Genomic DNA, 18858 nt, shown 5'->3' with positions numbered 1-18858 from the left:
CCAATGGAGAGTTCATTCTTGATTGCGATCATATCGCGCGTGGGGTAGATGAATAACGATAAATGAAGCTGAGATGATGCGGTCTTGGAATGACATTGCCTCGAAAGCTGATGCCCGACCTGACCACGCTGCAGTCATTCGAGTCTGCCGCTCGCCACGGCAACTTCACGCGGGCAGCTCTCGAACTTCATCTGACCCAAAGCGCGATCAGCCGACAGATCAAGGATTTGGAGACCCAGCTCGGCGTCCTGCTCTTCGAGCGCGTTCGGCAGCGGGCGATCCTGTCGGAAGCTGGCAAGCGGCTGCTGCCGGAGGCACGGCGACTGCTGCATCAGACGGAAGAGATGATGATCCGCGCGGCATCCGGCGCGGACGCGACAGCAACGCTTTCGATCGCTACTCTGCCGACTTTTGGCAGTCGTTGGCTGACGCCCAGGTTGCCGGACTTCCTGGCCGCCCATCCCGGCTCGCTCGTTGACATAGCATCGCGCTCGGAGCTGTTCGATTTCGACCAGGAGAGCTTTGACCTCGCCATTCACTACGGCCAACCGATCTGGGCACGGGCAACCTGCACGTTTCTCTGCGACGAGAAAATCGTTCCAGTCGCCAGCCCGACCTTGCTGCAATCGGATCCGGTTGCCCGTCCGGTGGAACTCGCACACAAGCCCTTATTGCATCTGGCCACTCGCCCGCGACTTTGGCGACAGTGGTTCGAACACTGCGACATCGACGTCGATCCCTCATATCGTGGCAATCGGTTCGACCAGTTCTCGATGATCATTGAAGCCGCTGCAATGTCGATGGGGTTTGCGCTTCTGCCACTCTATCTGATCGAGCAAGAATTGAGCTCCGGAAAGCTGCAGATCGTCTTCGATCAGCCGATGTCGACAGAAAACAGCTATTACGTCGTGACACCCGACGGTAAGCGTGAACATGCGCTTGGCCTGGCATTTACCGCCTGGCTCTTCTCGCAGGTAAGCACCAAGGACCCGACTGAACCGTGAGTGACGATCAAACGCCATCCCACATCCCGACGGCACGTATGCTGAGCTGGGCCAGAAACTCGACCATCTATCGGCTTGAGCGGCAGATGATGACCGAAAGGCAACTGTTCGATGCCATTGTCAGGAAAGCGAAACAGAAATTCGAGGATATCAGCGAGATGCAACTCAAGGCGGTTGCGAACTCGGCCGTGACCTTCGCCTGTGAACACGGTGGTCTGAACGACGCTACCTATGCCGAAGTCAGCGCGCGCTCTGGCGTTCGCAACGGCAGATCAAAACGGCGCATCGCTCAAAAGCTGTCACAGAAGGGCGTCGATCGAGAGGTCATTGCGACCGCGCTTGACGAAGCGGATGACTTGCTGGCCGCCATCGTCTTTGCACGCAAGCGCGCCTTCGGGCCGTTCCGCCGTCACGACACCGATCGGGAGCGCGCAACCAAAGAGATGGCCGCCTTCGCGCGCAACGGTTTCAGCTTCGACATGGGAAGGACCGTGCTTGGCATGAGCCGCCAAGAGGCCGAAGACGTCATGAGCGCGCGATCTCGGTAGGTCCAGAGCCCGTCAAACGCTTTACGCCGTCGATCCCCATCGCGCCGTGCAGGTTAGCGTAATGCTATGGGGGCCTTCCAGTTCGGCATCGTGACGCTCGATGAGTTCCACGACCGCATCGATGAAGGCGACATGGTCGAGACTGAGCGTCGTCAAGTCGTTGCAGTCCCACGCCGCCATCGCGATCCCATCCTGACCGACAATGGCAATATCACCAGGCGTGCTCTTGCCGAGCACGCGCCGGGCCGCATCACGCGCGCCGATCGCCATCACGTCATTGCCACAGATGATGGCATCCACCTTGGCGCGATGGAGAAGCAAAACGGCCTCCTTAAAGCCGGAATCGTAGCTGTAGTCACCAAAGGCCTCCGCCTGCAGGGTCAGACCGCGTTTGGCCAGCGCATCGACAAACCACTTGCGCCGCAGCTTGTCGATCCAGCTCGACTTCGTTCCCGAGAGGTAGGCGAACCGCTTCTTTCCGTCGGCGACAATCTTGTCGATAATCTCGTCAGCGGCGGCCGACCCGTCTATCCGGATGCTTGAGACCTTCTCATTGTCGAGCGGTTCGAAGGAAACGATGATCGGCTTCGTCGTGTGGAAAATATCGACTGCATCCTGCATCGATACCATGTCGGAAAAGACGACGACGTGATCCACCTGATAGGTGGAGGCAAGCCGCATGAGCTGCAGCCGGTCATCGTGGTCGGCGCAGCACAGAATGATTGGAAGAAGCTGCCGGGCTTGTAGCCGATGCACGAGAAGCTGCTGCTCTTCTGCTTCGCATGGATTTCCGATTGCATTGACGACCAGCGCCACCAGCCGCGATCGCTGATTGTTGAGGGAGCGGGCGATCGCGTTCGGCTGATACCCATACTCGCGAGCGACCGCCAGGATGCGGTCGCGGGTCGCGCTGCCGATTCTGGAATCGGGGGCGAACGCCCGTGATATCGTGGCGGACGACACCCCGGCGAGCTTTGCCAGTTCCTTCGAGGTGATCCGTCTCTTGTTCATCCAAGCATTCCAGCCATCGTTATGGTGCGGCAATCCTGACGGGCATCCCATCCGCCGCAGCCGATTCCTTGATTGCATCCCAAAGCCTAGCGAATCGCAGGCCCATTTCAACGGAGCCGGTGTTTTCCATCGTCCCAGCGCGAATGGCGAGGAAGTTTTTCATCGGATTGTCGAGAATTTCGGCCTCTTCGCGCGGCTCGGACCTACGGCCGACACTGATCTCCCGCCAGCCACCCCAGGCGTCGATGCGAACGATCGCTTTTGAATAGAAGAAGGTGATGTAGGAGGCGCAGCCGGGAGGACCTTCGCCGGCCGCCGTCAGCGTCGCCAGCGCGCCGTTCTTGAGGCGGGCGGAAACGGCCGTGGCGATGTCAACCTTTTTGCCATGATTATTCATATAGGCCGACACACTCTCGAAATCCGAATTGGCAAGCAGGCAAACGGTGTTCATCATGTGCGCGCCGGTGTCGAACATGAAGCCGCCACCCGATATCTCCGGCTGCTGCTTCCAGTGACCGTCATAGTTGCCGGACCAGCTTTCCCAGATCATCCCCGATATGGCGATCAGATCGCCGAACTCGTTGGCAAGTGCCCGCTTACGCGTATCGATCACCAGGGGAGAGAGACCGCCCTGGAAAGCGGTCACAATGGTCACACCGCTCTCCTTCTGTGCCGCGATCAGCCGTTCGGCTTCCGCTACCGTCGTCACCATCGGCTTTTCGAGGAAGAGATCGAGCCCGGCTTCTGCGACAGCTGTTGCCTGCTCGCCGTGAAACGCATGTGGCGTGGAGACATAGACGATATCAAGCTCGCCCCGGCACGACGCCAACATCTCTCGGCAATCATCGAAGCTTCGGGGCGCTGGCGCACCTGCGGCAATGCATACGTCGATCAGACGCTGTCGAGACGAAGGGATCGTATCGGCAAGCGCAACAAATTCGATCTCGGGCATGCGGGCCCAGCTTGCCGCATACTCAGCCGCTTTCAGGCCTGCGCCAATGACGCCAAGCCGCAATTTTCGTGACATGAAGAATCCTCCCGCATGCAGTGTGTATACGGTTACACAAATGGAACAACGAAGACAAGATTTATTAAATGCCGTTAATTCAATATGTTACCATCGCGTACAGAATCCCATCAAAAACCAACTTGCCAGCAATTGGAATGCGTGTACATTTTCAGCTGTGGTGCTGGAGGGCGCCGCGAACCGAAAAGGGAGGACTTCCGTTGAAGAAGACGGTCATTGGTAGCCTGTGCGCCATTTTGCTCAGCGCCGTTTCGACGCTGGCGTATGCTGAGACAATCCGAATTGCCAATCATGGTCAGGCCGGCATCGACGCCATGAAGTCGACGGTCGAGAAGATCGAGAAGAAATACGGCGTGACCGTCGAGGTCGTCGAATACCCCGCGCCTGACAAGGACTATCTGACGAAGCTGTTGACCGAGCTCGGCGCCGGCAACGCGCCTGACCTCTTTTCCATCCCGACAACGGCCGCCGTCGCCGACATGGTCGAGGCTGGCTACCTCGCGCCGGTGACCAAGGAAATCAAGGCGTGGGACGGCTATGCCAATTTCTATGATGTCGCCAAGCAGCTGGCGGTCAGCCCGGACGGCGAAACCTATGTCATGCCGTTCATGCTCGGCATCCAAGAAATCTACTATCGCAAGGACGTTCTCGACAAAGCTGGTATCTCGACCGAGCAGCCGAAGAGCTGGAAGGACCTTCTCGATCGAGCCGCTGAAATCAAGAAGAAGACCGGCGCCTATGGTCTGCTCTTCCCGGCCGGTGTTTCCTGGGGAAGCGGCGCCTTCGACGAGGGTTTCCAGCATCTGGTCGTCGGCTCCAAGACGCCGCAACTCGTCGATGCCGACGGCAAGCTCGATCTTAGCGGCGAGGGCATCAAGGATGTCTTTGATGTCTACAAGCAGCTGATCGACAATGACCTGATGCCAACGCAGCCGTTGCTTGGACCGGAGCCTTGGGTCGTGCCGAAGTATCAGATGTTCCCAGCCGGCAAGCTGGCCGCGACCACCTGCGGTTCCTGGTGCTACATCTTCGACTGGGGTCGTGAAAGCAAGAATCCGATCCCTGAGGTAACCAAGGTCGTCGGCACTTGGACCGTTCCCGGCCAAACCGGTGGTCAGTATGTCCTCGCCAATCTGGCAGCCCCATGGGCCGTCAACTCGAAGTCTGCCAACGTGGAACTCGCCAAAAAGGCGCTGATGGAGATTGGCTCGGTGGAGACACAAGTCTCTTATGCAGCCCGTATCGGCAACATTCCATCCAGCAAGGATGCGGCTAAAAACGCCGACTTCCAGAAGCTGACGGAACTCGTTCCTATCCATGCGGCAGCAGGAAGCGGCACCTTCCTCAAGCAGGCCTCCGGCTTCGGTACCGTTTCGGAAGGTGTTGCGCGCGCTACAGAAGCGCTGCTGCGCAAGGAGACCGATGCCGCCGGCGCACAGAAGATTCTTGTCGACTACGTCAAGGAAACTCTGGGCGACGACGTCGTAAAGTAAGCTGGTGCTTACTCCCTAAGGCGAGGGAGACGTGGGTAAGCCCACGTCTCCGGATTTCCTTTCGAACGAGTTATAGAGCTTTCCATGGCCCGAAACGTCCACGAAAGGCGCGCAGAACGGCAGCTTCTTGTGATCCTGTTGCCATCACTTGCGCTGCTTCTGGCCTTCGTGATCTATCCCGCGCTTTACTCCGTCTATCTGAGCTTCACCAATGAGGCGCTGACCGGCGCTGCCGCGCTTCGTCCCCGCTTTGTCGGCATACGCAACTACGCACGGTTGCTGAACGACGCGAAATTCTGGAATACCTTGCTCGTTACCTTCCTGTTTGTCGTTGGCTCGGCGGTGATCGGCCAGTTCGTGCTCGGCCTGGTCTCTGCGATGGCGCTTCGTCGTCGCATCCATTTCCGGCGGCTCTTCTCCTCGATCATTCTTCTGCCGAACGCCGCGCCCGAGGTTGTTGCCGGCTTCATGTGGATCTCCATGCTGGCGGGAGGCGAGCAGGCGACGCTTAGCCGCATCGTCAGCTTCTTCGGTGTGACGCCGGCCGACTGGCTGCAGGTTTTTCCGCTTTCGATGATCATCGTCGTCAACACCTGGCGTGGGATCGCCACGGCGATGATCCTCTTGACCGCCGGCCTCAGCACGATCCCCAACGAGATTTATGAGGCTGCCCGCATGGATGGTGCAACACCCTCGCAAATGTTTCGCCGCATCACCCTGCCGTTGATGATGCCGACGATCCTGCTCTACATGCTGATCTCCGCCGTCTCGACCATCGCGGTCTTTGGTCTCGTGTACGCGCTGACCCGCGGCGGCCCGGGCGGAGCGACGGAATTGGTCAGCATCTATATCTACAACCAGTCCTTTACGGCATTCCAACTTGGCTACGGCGCCGCTGTGGCGGTAGTCGCCCTGTTGATCTCGCTTGTCCTCGGTATTGGCTATGTCAGAGCCATGAAGGTGGACGTCTGAGATGGCTGTGATTTCCCCGAGCGACAATGCCAACAAGACCCGGTCTGACCTGCTTGCTTATGCAACGCTGTCACTGATCTCGATCTTTTGCGCCGTTCCCTTCTTCTGGGTGCTTCTTGCCTCCTTCGATGGCAACGCCCAACTGTTCCTTCGTTGGCCCGAGCAATGGAGCTTCGCCAACTACCTGCGTGTCTTCACCAAGGAAGATGGCGCGAAGTGGCTGTTCAACTCGCTCTTCGTGGTCGGCAGCGCGACCGTGCTGGTGATGGTGCTGGCCGGCCTCGGCGGCTATGCGCTGTCGCGCACCAGGGCGTGGTGGAAGCTGCCGTTCCTTTACGCCATCCTCTTGATCCGCGTCCTGCCGCCGACGGCGCTCGTCGTTCCGCTTTATAAGTTCCTCCTAACGCTAAACAATGCCGAAGGCGCCATCCTGCGACCGATCTTTGGCCAATACACTAGGCCGATCATGCGCTGGACCGGTTTCATCGATGGCTATCTCGGACTGATCCTCGTGCTTGCGACAATGCAGTTGCCATTGGCGCTGTGGATCATGAAGACCTTCTTCGACGGCCTGCCGCGCGACTACGAAGAGGCGGCGCTGATGGACGGCGCAACACTCGTGCAGCGCATACGCCGCGTGCTGATTCCCCTGGCGCTGCCGGGATTGGCCGCCGCTGGGCTATTTGCCTTCATGTCGGCTTGGGGTGATTTCCTGCTACCGCTGATCTTCCTCTCCTCGCCGGAACTGCAGACGCTGCCGCTCGGCCTGTTCCGCGCATTCCTGCGCATCAACGAGATCGACTACGGTCTGCTTGCCGCGCTCGCCTTCATCTATCTCCTGCCGGCCGTCGTCGCCTTCGGCTTTGCACGTCGCTTCCTCGTGCAGACATTTGCCGGCGGCGTCAAAGGCTGACACCAGAAAGAGTTTTACGATGATCAATCTCAGGAACGTTCGCAAATTCTACGGCGCATTGGAGGTCATCAAGGGCGTCGATATCACTGTGGAAGATGGCGAGTTCGCGGTGTTCGTCGGCCCGTCGGGCTGCGGCAAGTCCACCTTGCTGCGCATGATCGCGGGTCTTGAGGGCATCGATGCTGGCGACCTCATCCTCAATGACAAGCGCATCAACGATGTTCCCCCTGACAAGCGCGGCATTGCCATGGTGTTCCAATCCTACGCGCTTTATCCGCATATGACGGTTGCGGAGAACATCGGCTTCTCCCTCAGCCTGAAGAAGGTTCCGGAGGCGGAAATCCGTCGCCAGGTCGAAGCTGTCGCCGAAATTCTGCAGCTCGCCGACTATCTCGATCGTCGCCCCGCTGCCTTGTCGGGCGGCCAGAGACAGCGCGTCGCCATTGGTCGCGCCATCATCAAGAAGCCGTCGCTGATCCTTTTCGATGAGCCTTTGTCCAATCTCGATTCGGCATTGCGGGTGCAGATGCGTGCCGAGCTGCAGCGCCTGCATCGCGAGCTGAAGGCGACCGTCGTCTACGTGACGCATGATCAGGTCGAGGCCATGACGATGGCCGACCGCATCGTGGTTCTGAACAAAGGCGTCGTTGCCCAGCAGGGCGCGCCAATGACCCTCTACCACCAGCCCGACAACGAGTTCGTCGCGACCTTCATCGGCTCTCCGAAGATGAACACCATTCCGGTGACGGTCACGAAACCGATCGCCGGCAAGGTTCACGCCCGAAGCGCGCTCGGTCTGTCGCTCGACCTGCCCGATGCCGGCGCGATTGTGCCGCAGGGCCAGGCGACACTTGGCATCCGTCCGGAGCATCTGAAGATTGCAGCGGACGGGCAGGGCGACTTCTCGGCAGAGGTCATCGTTGTCGAACGTCTCGGCGTTGAAACCTACATGACCGTCGGCTCGCAAGAGCAGCCGATCGTCGTCCGCGCCGAAGGCGACATCGCGCTGCGGCCAGGCGACCGCGTGTCGCTCACAGCCGATACGTCCGCCTGCCATCTGTTTGATTCCGCCGGCCGGGTCATCCGTCCGGCCCAAGCTTCATAACATCGAGGATCCCATGTCAATCAAGGTCACCATCTGGAACGAAGGCCGCCACGAACAGCTGCACAAAGAGGTTCAGGAAATCTACCCTGATCGGATCGACGGTGCGATCGCGGCCGGCATTGCTCACCAGGAATTCGAGATCCGCCGCGGCACGCTCGACGATCCGCACCAAGGGCTGCCAGATTCCCTGCTCAACGACACAGATGTGCTGCTGTGGTGGGGGCACATGGCGCATGAGGAAGTGAGCGATGGCTTGATCGACCGCATCCAGCAGCGCGTTCTCAGGGGGATGGGCCTTCTTGTCCTGCATTCCGGCCATCACTCAAAACTGTTTCGCCGGCTGATGGGCACCAACGCCAATCTCTCCTGGCGCGAAACACCGCAAGGCGATCTCGAGCGGGTCTGGGTGATCAATCCGGCGCACCCGATTTCAGAGGGGCTACCACCCTATTTCGAGGTCAACGCCTCGGAAATGTATGGCGAACCTTTCGACATCCCGCAGCCCGACGAGCTCGTCTTCATCTCCTGGTACTCTGGCGGCGAGGTCTTCCGCAGTGGCTGCACGTTCCAGCGCGGTCGTGGCCGCATCTTCTTCTTCAGCCCTGGACATGAGACCTATCCGATCTACCACGACAAGACCGTGCACAAGGTTATCGCGAACGGCATCCGCTGGGCCAAGCAAAGCCACACCGATGGTCGGATCCTGGAAAACTGGCACCGCGCAGAACCCATTCACGCCCGCCCGGCGTAACGATCGGCCTACGACCTTCCCTTATGCCGGCCGTCCCGCGGGGGCGTCCGGCTCCGGCAGTGCAAGCAGACGACGCAACGCCATCGACGGTCGCGTAAGGTCTGCCAGCGTATAGCCATCGAGCACATCGAGAAATGCAGCCGCGGCGGCGGCCAACGCCCGTTTCAACACGCAGGCAGGCTGCACGACACAGACAATCGCGCTGGTGTTTTCCAGACAAGGCACGATCGCAAAATCAGGCTCGCAGGCCCGAACGATCTCGCCGACACCGATCTGCTCGACACCACGCGCTAGCCGCATACCGCCCTGACGACCGCGCACCGTATCGATCAGACCTTTCTGCCCGAGCTCATGGGTGATCTTCATCAGATGCGCCTTTGAGATATCATAGGCCTCGGCAACTTCTGTGATCGTCGACAGCCGCTCTCCTTTGAGCGCAAGATACATCATGAGCCGCAACGCGTAGTCGGAGTAGACGGTCAGACGCATTCGCAAATCCTTCACGAAAATCGTGGGTACCGGCATAAAGACATTCAAACGATGCATCAATTAGCAAAGCGGCCATTCCTGACCGCTTTGCCGTTTCGAATGCCTATGCGGCTTCGAGTTCGTCGGCCGGGCCGAAGAATTCGTAGTGGATCCTGTCTTGCGGGACCCCAGCCTTTGCGAGACCGCTCACAAACACGGCCAGGAAAGGTCTTGGGCCGCAAAGGTAGAAGTCTGCTTCCGTGATAGGTGTATTCTCGGCCAGCCAATCGACAGTGATGTAGCCATCGTGGTCGAAGTGAATGCCTCTCTCGTCTCGCTCATGCGGATTGCCATAAAAGATTGCCGTTCTAAAAGACTTCCGATCTTTCGCGATGTCGCGTACGTGCGATCCCATCGCATGGACCCGCCCGTTCTCGGCACCATGGACGTAATGAACCGGAAAGTCATGGCCGCGGTTTGCGATCGTCTCCAGCATGCTGACCATCGGTGTCAGACCGACACCTCCGCTGAGGAGCACGACGGGTCTGTCCTGGCCGGGCTGCAGGTGGAAGTCTCCTGTTGGTGGGGCCACCTCAATGACCGCACCTTGCTGGATCTGGTCGTGGAGGAACCGCGACACCAGCCCGTGCGTCTCACGCTTGACCGAGATGCGATAGCTCTCACCATTGGGCGCGGAAGAGATAGTGTAATTTCGGTGCTGAGGCGGCAGGCCCGGAATGTCGAACCGGAACGTCAGGTACTGACCGGGCCGATGGCGAACCACTGCCCGACCATCAACCGGTCGCAGCACGAATGATGTGATGATGTCGCTCTCGCGTCGCTTCGACACGACGGCAAACCGACGCCAACCATTCCAGCCACCCTCGCTCGATTCCAGATCATCGTAGATCTGCTGCTCACGTCCAATCAGGATGTTGGCGAGAAACCAGAAGGCCTCGCCCCAAGCACTGAGGACGTCTTGCGTTGCCGCTTCGCCGAGAACCTCCCCGATGGCACCCAAGAGGGCGGTGGCGACATGAGGATAGTGATCAGGCTGGATGTGCAGGCCGACATGCTTCTGTGCAATGCGCTCAACGGCCCCGGTGAGTGCGGGCAAATTGTCGATGTTCTGGGCGTAAGCGAGGATTGCCTGGGCTAGCGCCTTCGTCTGACGCCCGCCTTCACCCTGGTTCGACTGGTTGAACAACTCGCGGACCTCTGCATTTTCGAATAGCCGCTTGTACATGGCCGCCGTAATTTCGGTGCCGCACTCTGCAAGCGCGGGCACGGTCGCGCGGACGATTGCCTTCGTGGTCTCGGTCAGTACTTGCGTCATCATCATCTCCAAATGTTTTCCGTCGATGCCGTTGACGTAACCCCTATAAGATATACCTGCAATATATGTTTAGATGCTGTGCCGTTCGGTCGCAGCCCGAGCCGTCATAGCGCCGATGATTGCCTTCGAGGTTTGGCTCATGAATTTCCACGGCCACCTTCACCGACATCACCCAGCCTACTTTCAAAGCAGGCATGATCTTCCCAATTGAAACCTGGCTGTATGTGCCAGCTGCGCTGTCGCTACCGTTTCGCATCACCTGATTAGACGAGCGATCAGCAAACGACGCACCGTGCGCGATATCTGCAATGCCGCGGTTCCGACCTGGATCGAAGACACACTACCCCCGGCCCGTTTCAGTTGCTGCCTATCCGCACGTGCCGCTACCCAGCCCTTCTCGCTCCGCCACCTCGCGCACGGACAAGCGACATCAACATCGGCCCGATCGAGAATTCGCCTTTTTCCGCGCGACGTGTCAGATCTCTGAGATAACCGCCCGCCGAGTTGATGTGGCCGCCGCGCTCAAGAATGCATGCCATCACTGTTGCTGCGTTCTCCGGTCCCATCGTCGTGGCTGCCTCTTCATAGGCCGACGCGCTGACACCCAGCATCCCGCGGACAACGACCGCCGCGGCCATCATGTCGCGCCAATTTGCAATTGTGCCACCGGGCCCGTAGCTCACCATGTCGGGGCAAGCCTGCAGCACGAGACCGAGCGGGAAGGACTTCAGGCCCGAGCCATCGTCTCTTGCACTGTTTTGCGGTCGCGCTGCACTTCGATTGTCACGCTCTTGCTTTTGTCCCAGCGCAACGGTGTGAGGCTCAATCTTGAATGCCGGGTTTGCCCCCTGCTTTGTTTCTAAAGCTGGTTCAAGGTCAAAAATAGAGTCGGGGTTTGAATTATGTATGTGACGCTCATTTTGAGCGGGATTGCCGCTCGTATTTCTTGCTTTTAGCAGCATTTCCAATCTGTTAGTGATATCGTCGCGCAGTGTCTGCATCTCTTCAAGAGCCGTTGCAATCTGATCGGCCGTCGGCGTGCGCGGTATGGTATCGACCAGTTCCCTGAAGTAGCTGAACGCAGTTTCCCAATCGCCCGCCAGGTCTTCTTCCATCGCGGTCTCAATCAGCTTCGCAACATCCCGGCGACAAAGGCTGAACTGCTCGCGCAAACGCTGCAGGTGAAGCCGTTCCGCCGCCACCTCCGCTGCCAAACGTTCGATTTCCTCGCAGCGTACGATCAACGGCGCCAATGAAAAGCCAAACGCCTCTCCGATCTCGCCTTGCTTGGCCCTACGGGCATAGCGTTTGCCGTTTGGACTGTCTTTGCGGATGATCAGTCCGGCGTCTACCAGCACCGCCAGGTGGCGACGGATCGTCTGTTCGGCCATGCCATGCGAACGCAGCGAAAGCTGCTCGTTCGATGGAAAGACAACCAGACCATTTTCTTCCGACAGGACATTCTTCGGATAGAAGCTGAGCAGCGCATTCAGGACTGCAAGAGCGCGATCCGTCACGCCAAGCAAAGGCTTGGCCGCACACAATGACCTATAGACTTTCCACTTGTCGACCGATTGATCGGCCTGAAGCTCGCTCGCCGCCTTCTGGCTGGCGAGCATGCCAAGCGTCATTGAACGGCGCCCAAAGGGCGTCGTCACATTTCCTGATTCCATCACCTTCACCTTGTCGAAGGCAAAAGAAATCCGCCCACCAAACTGGTGCCAACTCTTGACAGCGATTCCCGGAAATGCGATTCTCTAGCTGCTAACCTATGAGAAGGGCTTCCGTGACGGCAACGTTCGGGAGCTTTTTTCTTTTGCGGCGTTATCCTTTGCTGCTGCGTTGTGTCGACTGCACGAATTCGCTGTGAAGCGCTTCCATACGATCATTCAAGAAATCGACGAAACTCGCCGGAACAGCTTTGGTAAAGCTGATCTTGGCGCCCGTCTTCGCGTAGCTGACAGTCGCCAGAAGAAAGCCATTTGCTCGTATTTCCGTCGCGGCAGACTGAGCAACCGTCGGCGCCGCTTCAGCCTTGAGCGCGCCAAGAGCGATCGCAAAGCGATCTTTTCCGGTAGCGGCCTTGTCCTCACCGAGCGATTGCTTGATGCGTATCGCACCGTCTTGGCGCGTGGCAAAGGCATCGGCGAAGTCGATCCAGCGGCGGCGGCCAATCTCCGGCGAGGAGCCAATCGCAAGAAGTACATCTCGTGGGATCGCGGCTGCGATCCGCAGCATTTCCGACACGTGCGACTTTCCTGTTGCCAGCGATGCGCAGATCACGTCACGCCGATATCCGGCCTGTTCTTGCGACAAGGCGAATGCACACTTTTCGATGAACGATAGATCATTGCGATTTGCGTTCTCTTCGCCCTGGAAGACGATTGCCTCTTCGTCACTAAGTTCCCGCACAATGGCACGGAACTTCAGTCCAAGCGCCTTGACTGCCGCCAATCGCCGCCGACCGAACACGATCTGGTAGGGCAGCCCATCGCCTTTGTGCGGTCTGATCAAGCCGGGGACAATCTGCCCGCGCTCCTTGATGGATGTCGCAATCTCTTCGATCGCCGCCTCGTCATAGGCGCCGTCGAAGCGGTCCGGGATGGTGGACGGCGCAACGTCATCGGGGTCTACCTCGACGATGTGGTCGCCGTCCTTGAGAAGCCTGTCGAGCACCTCGCCCTTTTCTTGTATCTGCCTGACGCCTGCAGCGACCTTGAGAAGGTGCGGAGACGTCGTCGGCTTGGCAACCGGCGCGGCGGTCGGTTGTTCAAGCTGGCCAAGAACATTGGCAAACATGCCACGGGAATCCTTGCGGCTCATTCGCGCCCCCATGCTGCCCAGAGCAACTTCTCGATCTCAGCATTGGCAGCGTTGATCGACTCCATCGCGCGGTCGTAGGTTTTTGGTGCCGAGAACCGTGAGCGCTGTACCTCGTAGAGGCTCTGCTTCCACGTCAGGGCGTCGGCAACCGCAGTTGATTTCGCCACCATGTTCAGCAACAGGTCTTCGCCGAAAACCTGTCGCATCAAGGCCGTCATATTGGCCTGCGGGTGATCGTTGGCCTCGAACTTCGTCACCAGGAACTTCGCGAAATCCCACTGCGCCGAGGTCCCCATCTCGCTCAATATCTGCATGTATGACGAGGCAAGCTCGAGGAATTTCCCAGTTGAATCGACATCGAGCATGTGGGCGGGAACCGGTATGACGACGCCGGTGGCGGCGGTCAGCGACGAAAGCGTCAGGAAGTTCAGCGAAGGCGCCGAATCCATAAGAATGACATCGTAGTCGTCCGCGACCTGTTCGAGCGCCTGCGAGACCCGCAGGAGGAAGCTCGTGCCGCCGTTCTTACGCATCTCGAGAGCGACCGCTGTTTCAAACTCCGTCAGATCGAGACCCGCGCAGATCACGTCAAAGCCGGCAATATGGGTGTTGTGGACGAGCGATTTCGTCGGCTTGGGATCCAAGAAGCGGATGGCAGCATAGAGCGTTTCGTCTTCCCGAGGATCGAAATCAGGAAGGGTGCCGTGCAAACTGGTAAGTGATGCCTGCGGATCAAGATCGACCGCCAACACCCGGTAGCCCTTGAGTGCCAGGTAGTGACCGAGATGGATGGTCGTGGATGTCTTGCTGGAGCCGCCCTTGAAGTTGGTGACCGCAATGATCTGGCATTCCTCGCCCTCGACGCGGCGCGGGTTCATCCATTTCTTGCGCCCCTTTTCAGCCAGCATCAGGCGAAGCTCGAGGATCTGCTCAAGCGTATACATGCGACGGCCATTTGACGTCGTCTCGGGCGACGGACCCTTGTCCTTCAAAACGATCTGCCTGATATAGGCTTCCGAGACATCCAGGAGCGCTGCGACTTCCGATGAGGAGAATTTCCGCATCTCGCGGCGTGCATCGGGTGGATATTGCGCCATCGAGAGATTTTGCAGCGCGAGTTCCAATTTGGTGGAAAAGCTCTGCATGAAGTCGAGGCTGCTTAAGTGCCGGTTCACGATTCTTTCCTCAGTTCGTTTCAATAGCCTAAGCGCCGATATCGTTCGTGAAAGGTTGATGCGGTTATTGTTTCGCCCTGGGACGATAATTCGCCCTTTTTGCGTAGTTACAGAACTAACTCGATTCGGGAGATTCGGCAAACCCTTCGCGGCTGCCTAGTGTCGCCTGCATTGTGGCAGGCGCGCAGCAGAGCGCTCCTCAGCGCCTTGACGAGGAGCCTAGCGCAATTGTGGGAGTTTGGAAGAGCCTAGCAGGTGGCCGCTACCCGTGACGTAGTTGTCCTCGGACTGCGACGACACGGGTGGTAACGACGTAAACGACGTCAGTTGGCTTGTGGACCGGAGGCGCAATCGGCCACAAATGTCTCAATTGCCAACTCAATTGCCAATAAGATGGTTCATGGCACGCGTAGGTAGCAGGCCGCCGCGGGGCTCCTCATGTGAGTGCATCCCGCGATGGCCTTGCATTTCGTAAGCCTCAGGGCCGCACGACGATCACGGCCGCTGGCGCCTCGTCTTCAACCGGCTCGCTGGCATCGGGATCGGACACAGGTTCTTCCACGGGAAGAGTATCTCTAATCTGATCAATCTTGCCGACGGCCGGGCCGACACCCAAGATGTCCTTCGCGCGTGCAAGAGCTCCATCCGTCACAACGCCATCCTTGGTGAAGCCCGAAAGCGCGTCGCGCAGCGCTTCGTCGCTAAGAGCCGGGTCTGTAGGAATGGCGTCGGGCCCGTTCTCGGCCTCGAACTCGGCGTAGGCCATCACATAGGCCGAAACCGCCGCCATTCGCGGATCGTTGGAATGCATGTAGGCGTGGTAGTTTCTGTTCAGCGAACTCATTCCGGCAAAATCGGACTTCGCAGCTTTCGCACTGGTCGTCGCGACCTTGGCCTTTGTTGCTGGTCCAGACTTCTTCTCATGCGTGAACAACGACCTCAACGTGGGGCGCTCGCTGCTGTCGCGGTCCTTGCTCTTTCCATGGGTACCAGCAGCGTTCGATTTTCCGTGATTGGAGTTGCCGCCGGCATGGCTTGAGCCGCTGCCGTTGCCGCCTCCATTCCCGTTTCCGTTGCCGCCCCCGCCCCCGCCCCCGCCCCCGGAATTGCCGTTGCCGTTACCTCCCTTCGCATAGGCGATATTGGGCAAGCCCATTGCGGCGCCGGCCAACGGCGCAACTGCAATTGTTAGCGCAATAGCGCCGCGTCCAAGAATAGTGGAAATGCTCATATTGACCTCCTGGCTCAATGCCACTGCGCAATGCGTTGTTCTTTCGGCCGGAAAGCATGACTGAGAGCGGGGCGGCTCGAAGCCAGCTTTCCGGCCTGGCGCGGTCACCCGCGTTCCAAATCAACATTGACGTTAGCTTGCGTCCGGCATCAGTTCCACGGCGCTCAGACCATTGCTCAGCCAGCTAGGACCTAGGTCTGATCCGGCACAGACCAAAGGTCTGAAAACCACTCGCTGTGACGCGATATTGTTTGACCCCTCGGAGGAAGGCGGTAATTCTGCAATTTCAATGAACTGAAGAGCCGCCGCTGGGCGGTCGATCCGAGATATCTCGTGCGGCCCCGTGAACTCATAAGACGATGGAATTCGCAATCGCTTACCAAGCAGTTTCTGCTCACTGGAGGTGTCGTATCGCTGGTGGCGATGGCTTTCGTCGGCGCGTTCGTGAGCAGTCTAATCGAAGACGCGGTCACCCGTAATTCCGCGGCATCGACCGCCCTCTATGTCGACAGCGTGATCGCGCCCCTCCTGCCTGACATGCTCGCGGGCCAGGAGCTTGAGGATACTGTCTCCCGCGCACTCGACGAGACCCTCGGGCAGGGCGCACTTGGAAACCGCCTGATGTCGTTTAGGCTTTGGCGCGCGGACGGCACCGTTCTTTACTCCAACGACAAAAGCATGCAAGGAAAGCGCTTCGAACTAAGCGACGATCTCAGGACGGCTTTCTCCGGCAAGATGGTCGCCCAATTCGATCGCCTGGAAGACCCGGAGGATCAGGCAGAGCGGGCCAGCGACAAGCCTCTGCTTGAAATCTACAATCCTGTTCTGCAGCCATGGTCGGGGCAGGTCGTCGCCGTCTCCGAGTTCTATGAAGTAGCCAACGATTTCCAGCGCAGCCTTTATCAGGCGCGCTTGCATAGCTGGATGGCCGTCGCGGCATTCACGCTCGCCTTTTTCATCGTTCTGTCGGCCATCGTCTTGAGAGGCAGCAGGACCATCGAAGAGCAGCGGCGCGCCCTGAGACGCCGCATTGATGATCTTTCCGCGCTATTGTCGCAGAATCAGGCGCTGCGGGCGCGCGTCCAGCGCGCGTCTCGCCGCGCCACGGCGCTCAACGAGAGCCACCTGCGGCGCATTGGCGCCGACCTTCATGACGGACCGGCGCAGCTCGTCGCGTTTGCTTCGTTACGCCTGGACAGCAATATGCTGGTCGATCCTGCGACGCCCGCGACGCTACGCGAACGCGAACTTGCAGCCATCAAGGCAAGCCTCGACGAGGCCATGCATGAGATCAGGACGATCTGCAACGGCCTCGTGTTGCCGCAGATCGAGGCAGCGAGCCTGCCAGAGATATTGGAGCGCGGCGTCCGTGCACATGAACAGCGAACCGGATCACGCGTTGATTTGTCGATAGCAGAAGCGCCCGAGCATCTCTCGCCCTCCGCAAAGATCTGTATCTACCGCTTCGTGCAGGAAGGGTTGAACAACGGCTACCGCCACGGCGGCGGCATAGAACAACGCGTGGTGCATCGCATGGAAGGTGACCGCATCAGCATTGAGGTTTCTGACGGCGGTTCCGGTTTTAATCCCGATGACGTGGGCCCCACCAGCCTCGGCCTTGCGGGTCTCAGAGAGCGGATCGAGAGCCTTGGGGGGACCTTCCATCTCCAATCGTCCGCACAAGGCACCATTGTCAGCATGTCGCTCAGCAACGAGGAGATTACCCAGACATGACAACAGCAATTCGCGTCGCGGTGATCGATGACCACCCGTTATTCAGGGAGGGGGTAACTCGCAGCCTTTCGGAGATCGACGGATTTCAAATCGTCGCGGAAGGAAGCACGAAGGACGATGCGATCAACGTGGCTGAGAATCTGCAGCCGGATGTCCTGCTTATGGACATTTCCATGCCTGGCGGCGGTTTGAACGCGATCGCTCCAATTCTGAAAACACAACCCTCGCAGAAGATTGTCATGCTCACGGTTTCCGAGTCCAGCGACGACGTTACGGCTGCATTGAACAGCGGTGCGAAAGGGTACGTGTTGAAGGGCGTCGGCTCCAGGGCACTTGCCGAAATCATCCGTAGCGTGGCGGCCGGCGAAAGCTATGTCGCCCCGGCGCTGTCAGCACGGCTACTTTCCAGTCGCTCTTCGACCGCTCCGAGGCGAGCCTCGGCTATTGTAGCACTGACCCCGCGTGAACAACAGGTCCTGCAACTCGTCGCGTCCGGTTTGAGCAACAAGCATGTCGCACGCAAGCTCGATCTTCACGAAAAGACCATAAAACATCACATGACGCAGATCATGGCCAAGCTTGGTGTCGCCAACCGAACGGAAGCGGCGATGGCACTGCGAGATGCCATCGACGGGCGCGCGGATCAATGAGAAAAGGATTCGAGGCGCGTTTCATCCGCTGAGGTCGCGCGCCGGTTGACAATCGTGCGCCCCCTGGCGTCTTTCATGATGTAACGGCCGTTCCTTATGACTTCGCTCATGCCATCCCGGTGACGAACTTCCATCGCTGAGCTGTCTTTATCGTCGGCATCAGTCGTCGAGCCACTGCCGGTTGTGGTGCCGCTGCTCGATCTGCCACCGCTATTCCCGTTGCCGTTGGCATTTCCTCCACTGTTGCTGCTTCCTCCACCGTTGCCATTGCCATTGCCGCCACCACTATTGCCTCCGCCGTTTCCATTGCCGTTGCCGCCACCATTGCCGTTCCCGCCTTTGGCGGCCTCGGCAGTCTGGAGATCAAGCTTAAGCGAGGCGCCTGAGACCACGATCTTGTACGGCATCGCCACCAGCGATAGCGCGATTGATGTGCAGCACAGGGCCGCAACAAATTTTCGACGTGCGAGTATCGTCATTCCCGTGCATTCCAAGATTCCTGCCTGGAATTTGCCCATGGCTCAACCGGATCGTCAATTCGCAATCGCCACTTTCAGACCTTTCCTCGATGGCGGCAGGACGTTTGTCCGGCCAGCCTAGGACCAAGGTCCGGGGAT

18 protein-coding genes are annotated in these 18858 nt (G+C 58.8%); 9 read left to right on the top strand and 9 right to left on the bottom strand.

Going from position 1 to position 18858, the window contains the following annotated elements; genetic code table 11:
* Window positions 1-89 precede the first annotated feature (89 nt).
* Together K9B32_RS20185 and recX are read left to right on the top strand one after the other, a co-directional pair.
* Complete coding sequence (locus K9B32_RS20185) at window positions 90-1004, top strand: LysR family transcriptional regulator (protein WP_224565372.1); 915 nt, start codon at window positions 90-92, stop codon at window positions 1002-1004.
* Entirely contained in the window at window positions 1001-1552 is a 552-nt protein-coding gene (gene recX / locus K9B32_RS20180; protein ID WP_224565370.1) for a recombination regulator RecX, read from the top strand. Before K9B32_RS20185 ends, recX begins: the two co-directional genes overlap by 4 nt.
* A 21-nt stretch (window positions 1553-1573) precedes the next feature.
* Here recX and K9B32_RS20175 read toward each other — a convergent pair whose 3' ends face one another.
* Window positions 1574-2563: a LacI family DNA-binding transcriptional regulator gene (locus K9B32_RS20175; protein ID WP_224565368.1), complete on the bottom strand. Its 990-nt coding sequence runs from the start codon at window positions 2561-2563 to the stop codon at window positions 1574-1576.
* A gap of 19 nt (window positions 2564-2582) precedes the next feature.
* Window positions 2583-3590 (bottom strand): Gfo/Idh/MocA family protein, encoded by a 1008-nt coding sequence (locus K9B32_RS20170; protein WP_224565366.1) that lies wholly within the window; start codon window positions 3588-3590, stop codon window positions 2583-2585.
* A 200-nt stretch (window positions 3591-3790) separates the two neighbouring features.
* Between K9B32_RS20170 and K9B32_RS20165 the strand changes: the two genes are divergently transcribed.
* The 5 genes from K9B32_RS20165 (at window position 3791) to K9B32_RS20145 (ending at window position 8824) form a co-directional block, all read left to right on the top strand.
* The gene (locus tag K9B32_RS20165) at window positions 3791-5083 is read left to right on the top strand and encodes an ABC transporter substrate-binding protein (RefSeq protein ID WP_224565364.1); all 1293 of its coding nucleotides are present in this window, start codon (window positions 3791-3793) and stop codon (window positions 5081-5083) included.
* 84 nt (window positions 5084-5167) lie between these two features.
* Window positions 5168-6055, top strand: coding sequence for a carbohydrate ABC transporter permease (locus tag K9B32_RS20160; protein WP_224565362.1), 888 nt, complete (start codon window positions 5168-5170; stop codon window positions 6053-6055).
* Between the two features lies 1 nt (window position 6056).
* Window positions 6057-6968, top strand: coding sequence for a carbohydrate ABC transporter permease (locus tag K9B32_RS20155; RefSeq protein WP_224565361.1), 912 nt, complete (start codon window positions 6057-6059; stop codon window positions 6966-6968).
* A 19-nt stretch (window positions 6969-6987) separates the two neighbouring features.
* Window positions 6988-8073, top strand: coding sequence for an ABC transporter ATP-binding protein (locus K9B32_RS20150; RefSeq protein ID WP_224565359.1), 1086 nt, complete (start codon window positions 6988-6990; stop codon window positions 8071-8073).
* A gap of 13 nt (window positions 8074-8086) precedes the next feature.
* On the top strand, window positions 8087-8824 hold the full coding sequence (locus tag K9B32_RS20145; protein WP_224565357.1) for a ThuA domain-containing protein: 738 nt from the start codon (window positions 8087-8089) through the stop codon (window positions 8822-8824).
* A gap of 21 nt (window positions 8825-8845) precedes the next feature.
* Here K9B32_RS20145 and K9B32_RS20140 read toward each other — a convergent pair whose 3' ends face one another.
* The 6 genes from K9B32_RS20140 to K9B32_RS20115 all read right to left on the bottom strand — a co-directional run bounded on the left by K9B32_RS20140 (window position 8846) and on the right by K9B32_RS20115 (window position 15857).
* Window positions 8846-9313 carry an RrF2 family transcriptional regulator gene (locus K9B32_RS20140; protein ID WP_224565355.1) on the bottom strand — a complete coding sequence of 156 codons (468 nt, stop codon included), beginning with the start codon at window positions 9311-9313 and terminating at the stop codon, window positions 8846-8848.
* A 103-nt stretch (window positions 9314-9416) separates the two neighbouring features.
* Window positions 9417-10628 (bottom strand): NO-inducible flavohemoprotein, encoded by a 1212-nt coding sequence (gene hmpA, locus K9B32_RS20135; protein WP_224565353.1) that lies wholly within the window; start codon window positions 10626-10628, stop codon window positions 9417-9419.
* A gap of 383 nt (window positions 10629-11011) precedes the next feature.
* Entirely contained in the window at window positions 11012-12301 is a 1290-nt protein-coding gene (repC, locus tag K9B32_RS20130) for a plasmid replication protein RepC (RefSeq protein ID WP_224565351.1), read from the bottom strand.
* 151 nt (window positions 12302-12452) lie between these two features.
* On the bottom strand, window positions 12453-13451 hold the full coding sequence (gene repB / locus K9B32_RS20125; protein WP_224565349.1) for a plasmid partitioning protein RepB: 999 nt from the start codon (window positions 13449-13451) through the stop codon (window positions 12453-12455).
* On the bottom strand, window positions 13448-14626 hold the full coding sequence (gene repA, locus K9B32_RS20120; protein ID WP_224565347.1) for a plasmid partitioning protein RepA: 1179 nt from the start codon (window positions 14624-14626) through the stop codon (window positions 13448-13450). The genes repB and repA overlap by 4 nt, the downstream gene beginning before the upstream one ends.
* A gap of 478 nt (window positions 14627-15104) precedes the next feature.
* Complete coding sequence (locus K9B32_RS20115) at window positions 15105-15857, bottom strand: hypothetical protein (protein WP_224565345.1); 753 nt, start codon at window positions 15855-15857, stop codon at window positions 15105-15107.
* A 333-nt stretch (window positions 15858-16190) separates the two neighbouring features.
* Here K9B32_RS20115 and K9B32_RS20110 point away from each other — a divergent pair, with 333 nt between their 5' ends.
* Window positions 16191-17591, top strand: coding sequence for a sensor histidine kinase (locus tag K9B32_RS20110; RefSeq protein WP_224565343.1), 1401 nt, complete (start codon window positions 16191-16193; stop codon window positions 17589-17591).
* A complete protein-coding gene (locus K9B32_RS20105) occupies window positions 17588-18241 on the top strand; it encodes a response regulator (protein ID WP_224565341.1) in 654 nt (217 codons plus the stop codon). Before K9B32_RS20110 ends, K9B32_RS20105 begins: the two co-directional genes overlap by 4 nt.
* Here K9B32_RS20105 and K9B32_RS20100 read toward each other — a convergent pair.
* On the bottom strand, window positions 18235-18720 hold the full coding sequence (locus K9B32_RS20100) for a hypothetical protein (RefSeq protein ID WP_263491022.1): 486 nt from the start codon (window positions 18718-18720) through the stop codon (window positions 18235-18237). The genes K9B32_RS20105 and K9B32_RS20100 overlap by 7 nt on opposite strands.
* Window positions 18721-18858: the final 138 nt, after the last annotated feature.

Origin of the sequence: Rhizobium sp. 3T7, from assembly GCF_020166565.1 — a bacterium.
GTDB lineage: Bacteria > Pseudomonadota > Alphaproteobacteria > Rhizobiales > Rhizobiaceae > Rhizobium.
Note: the sequence above shows the minus strand (reverse complement) of the source record. Positions and strands in the feature narration are given on the sequence as shown.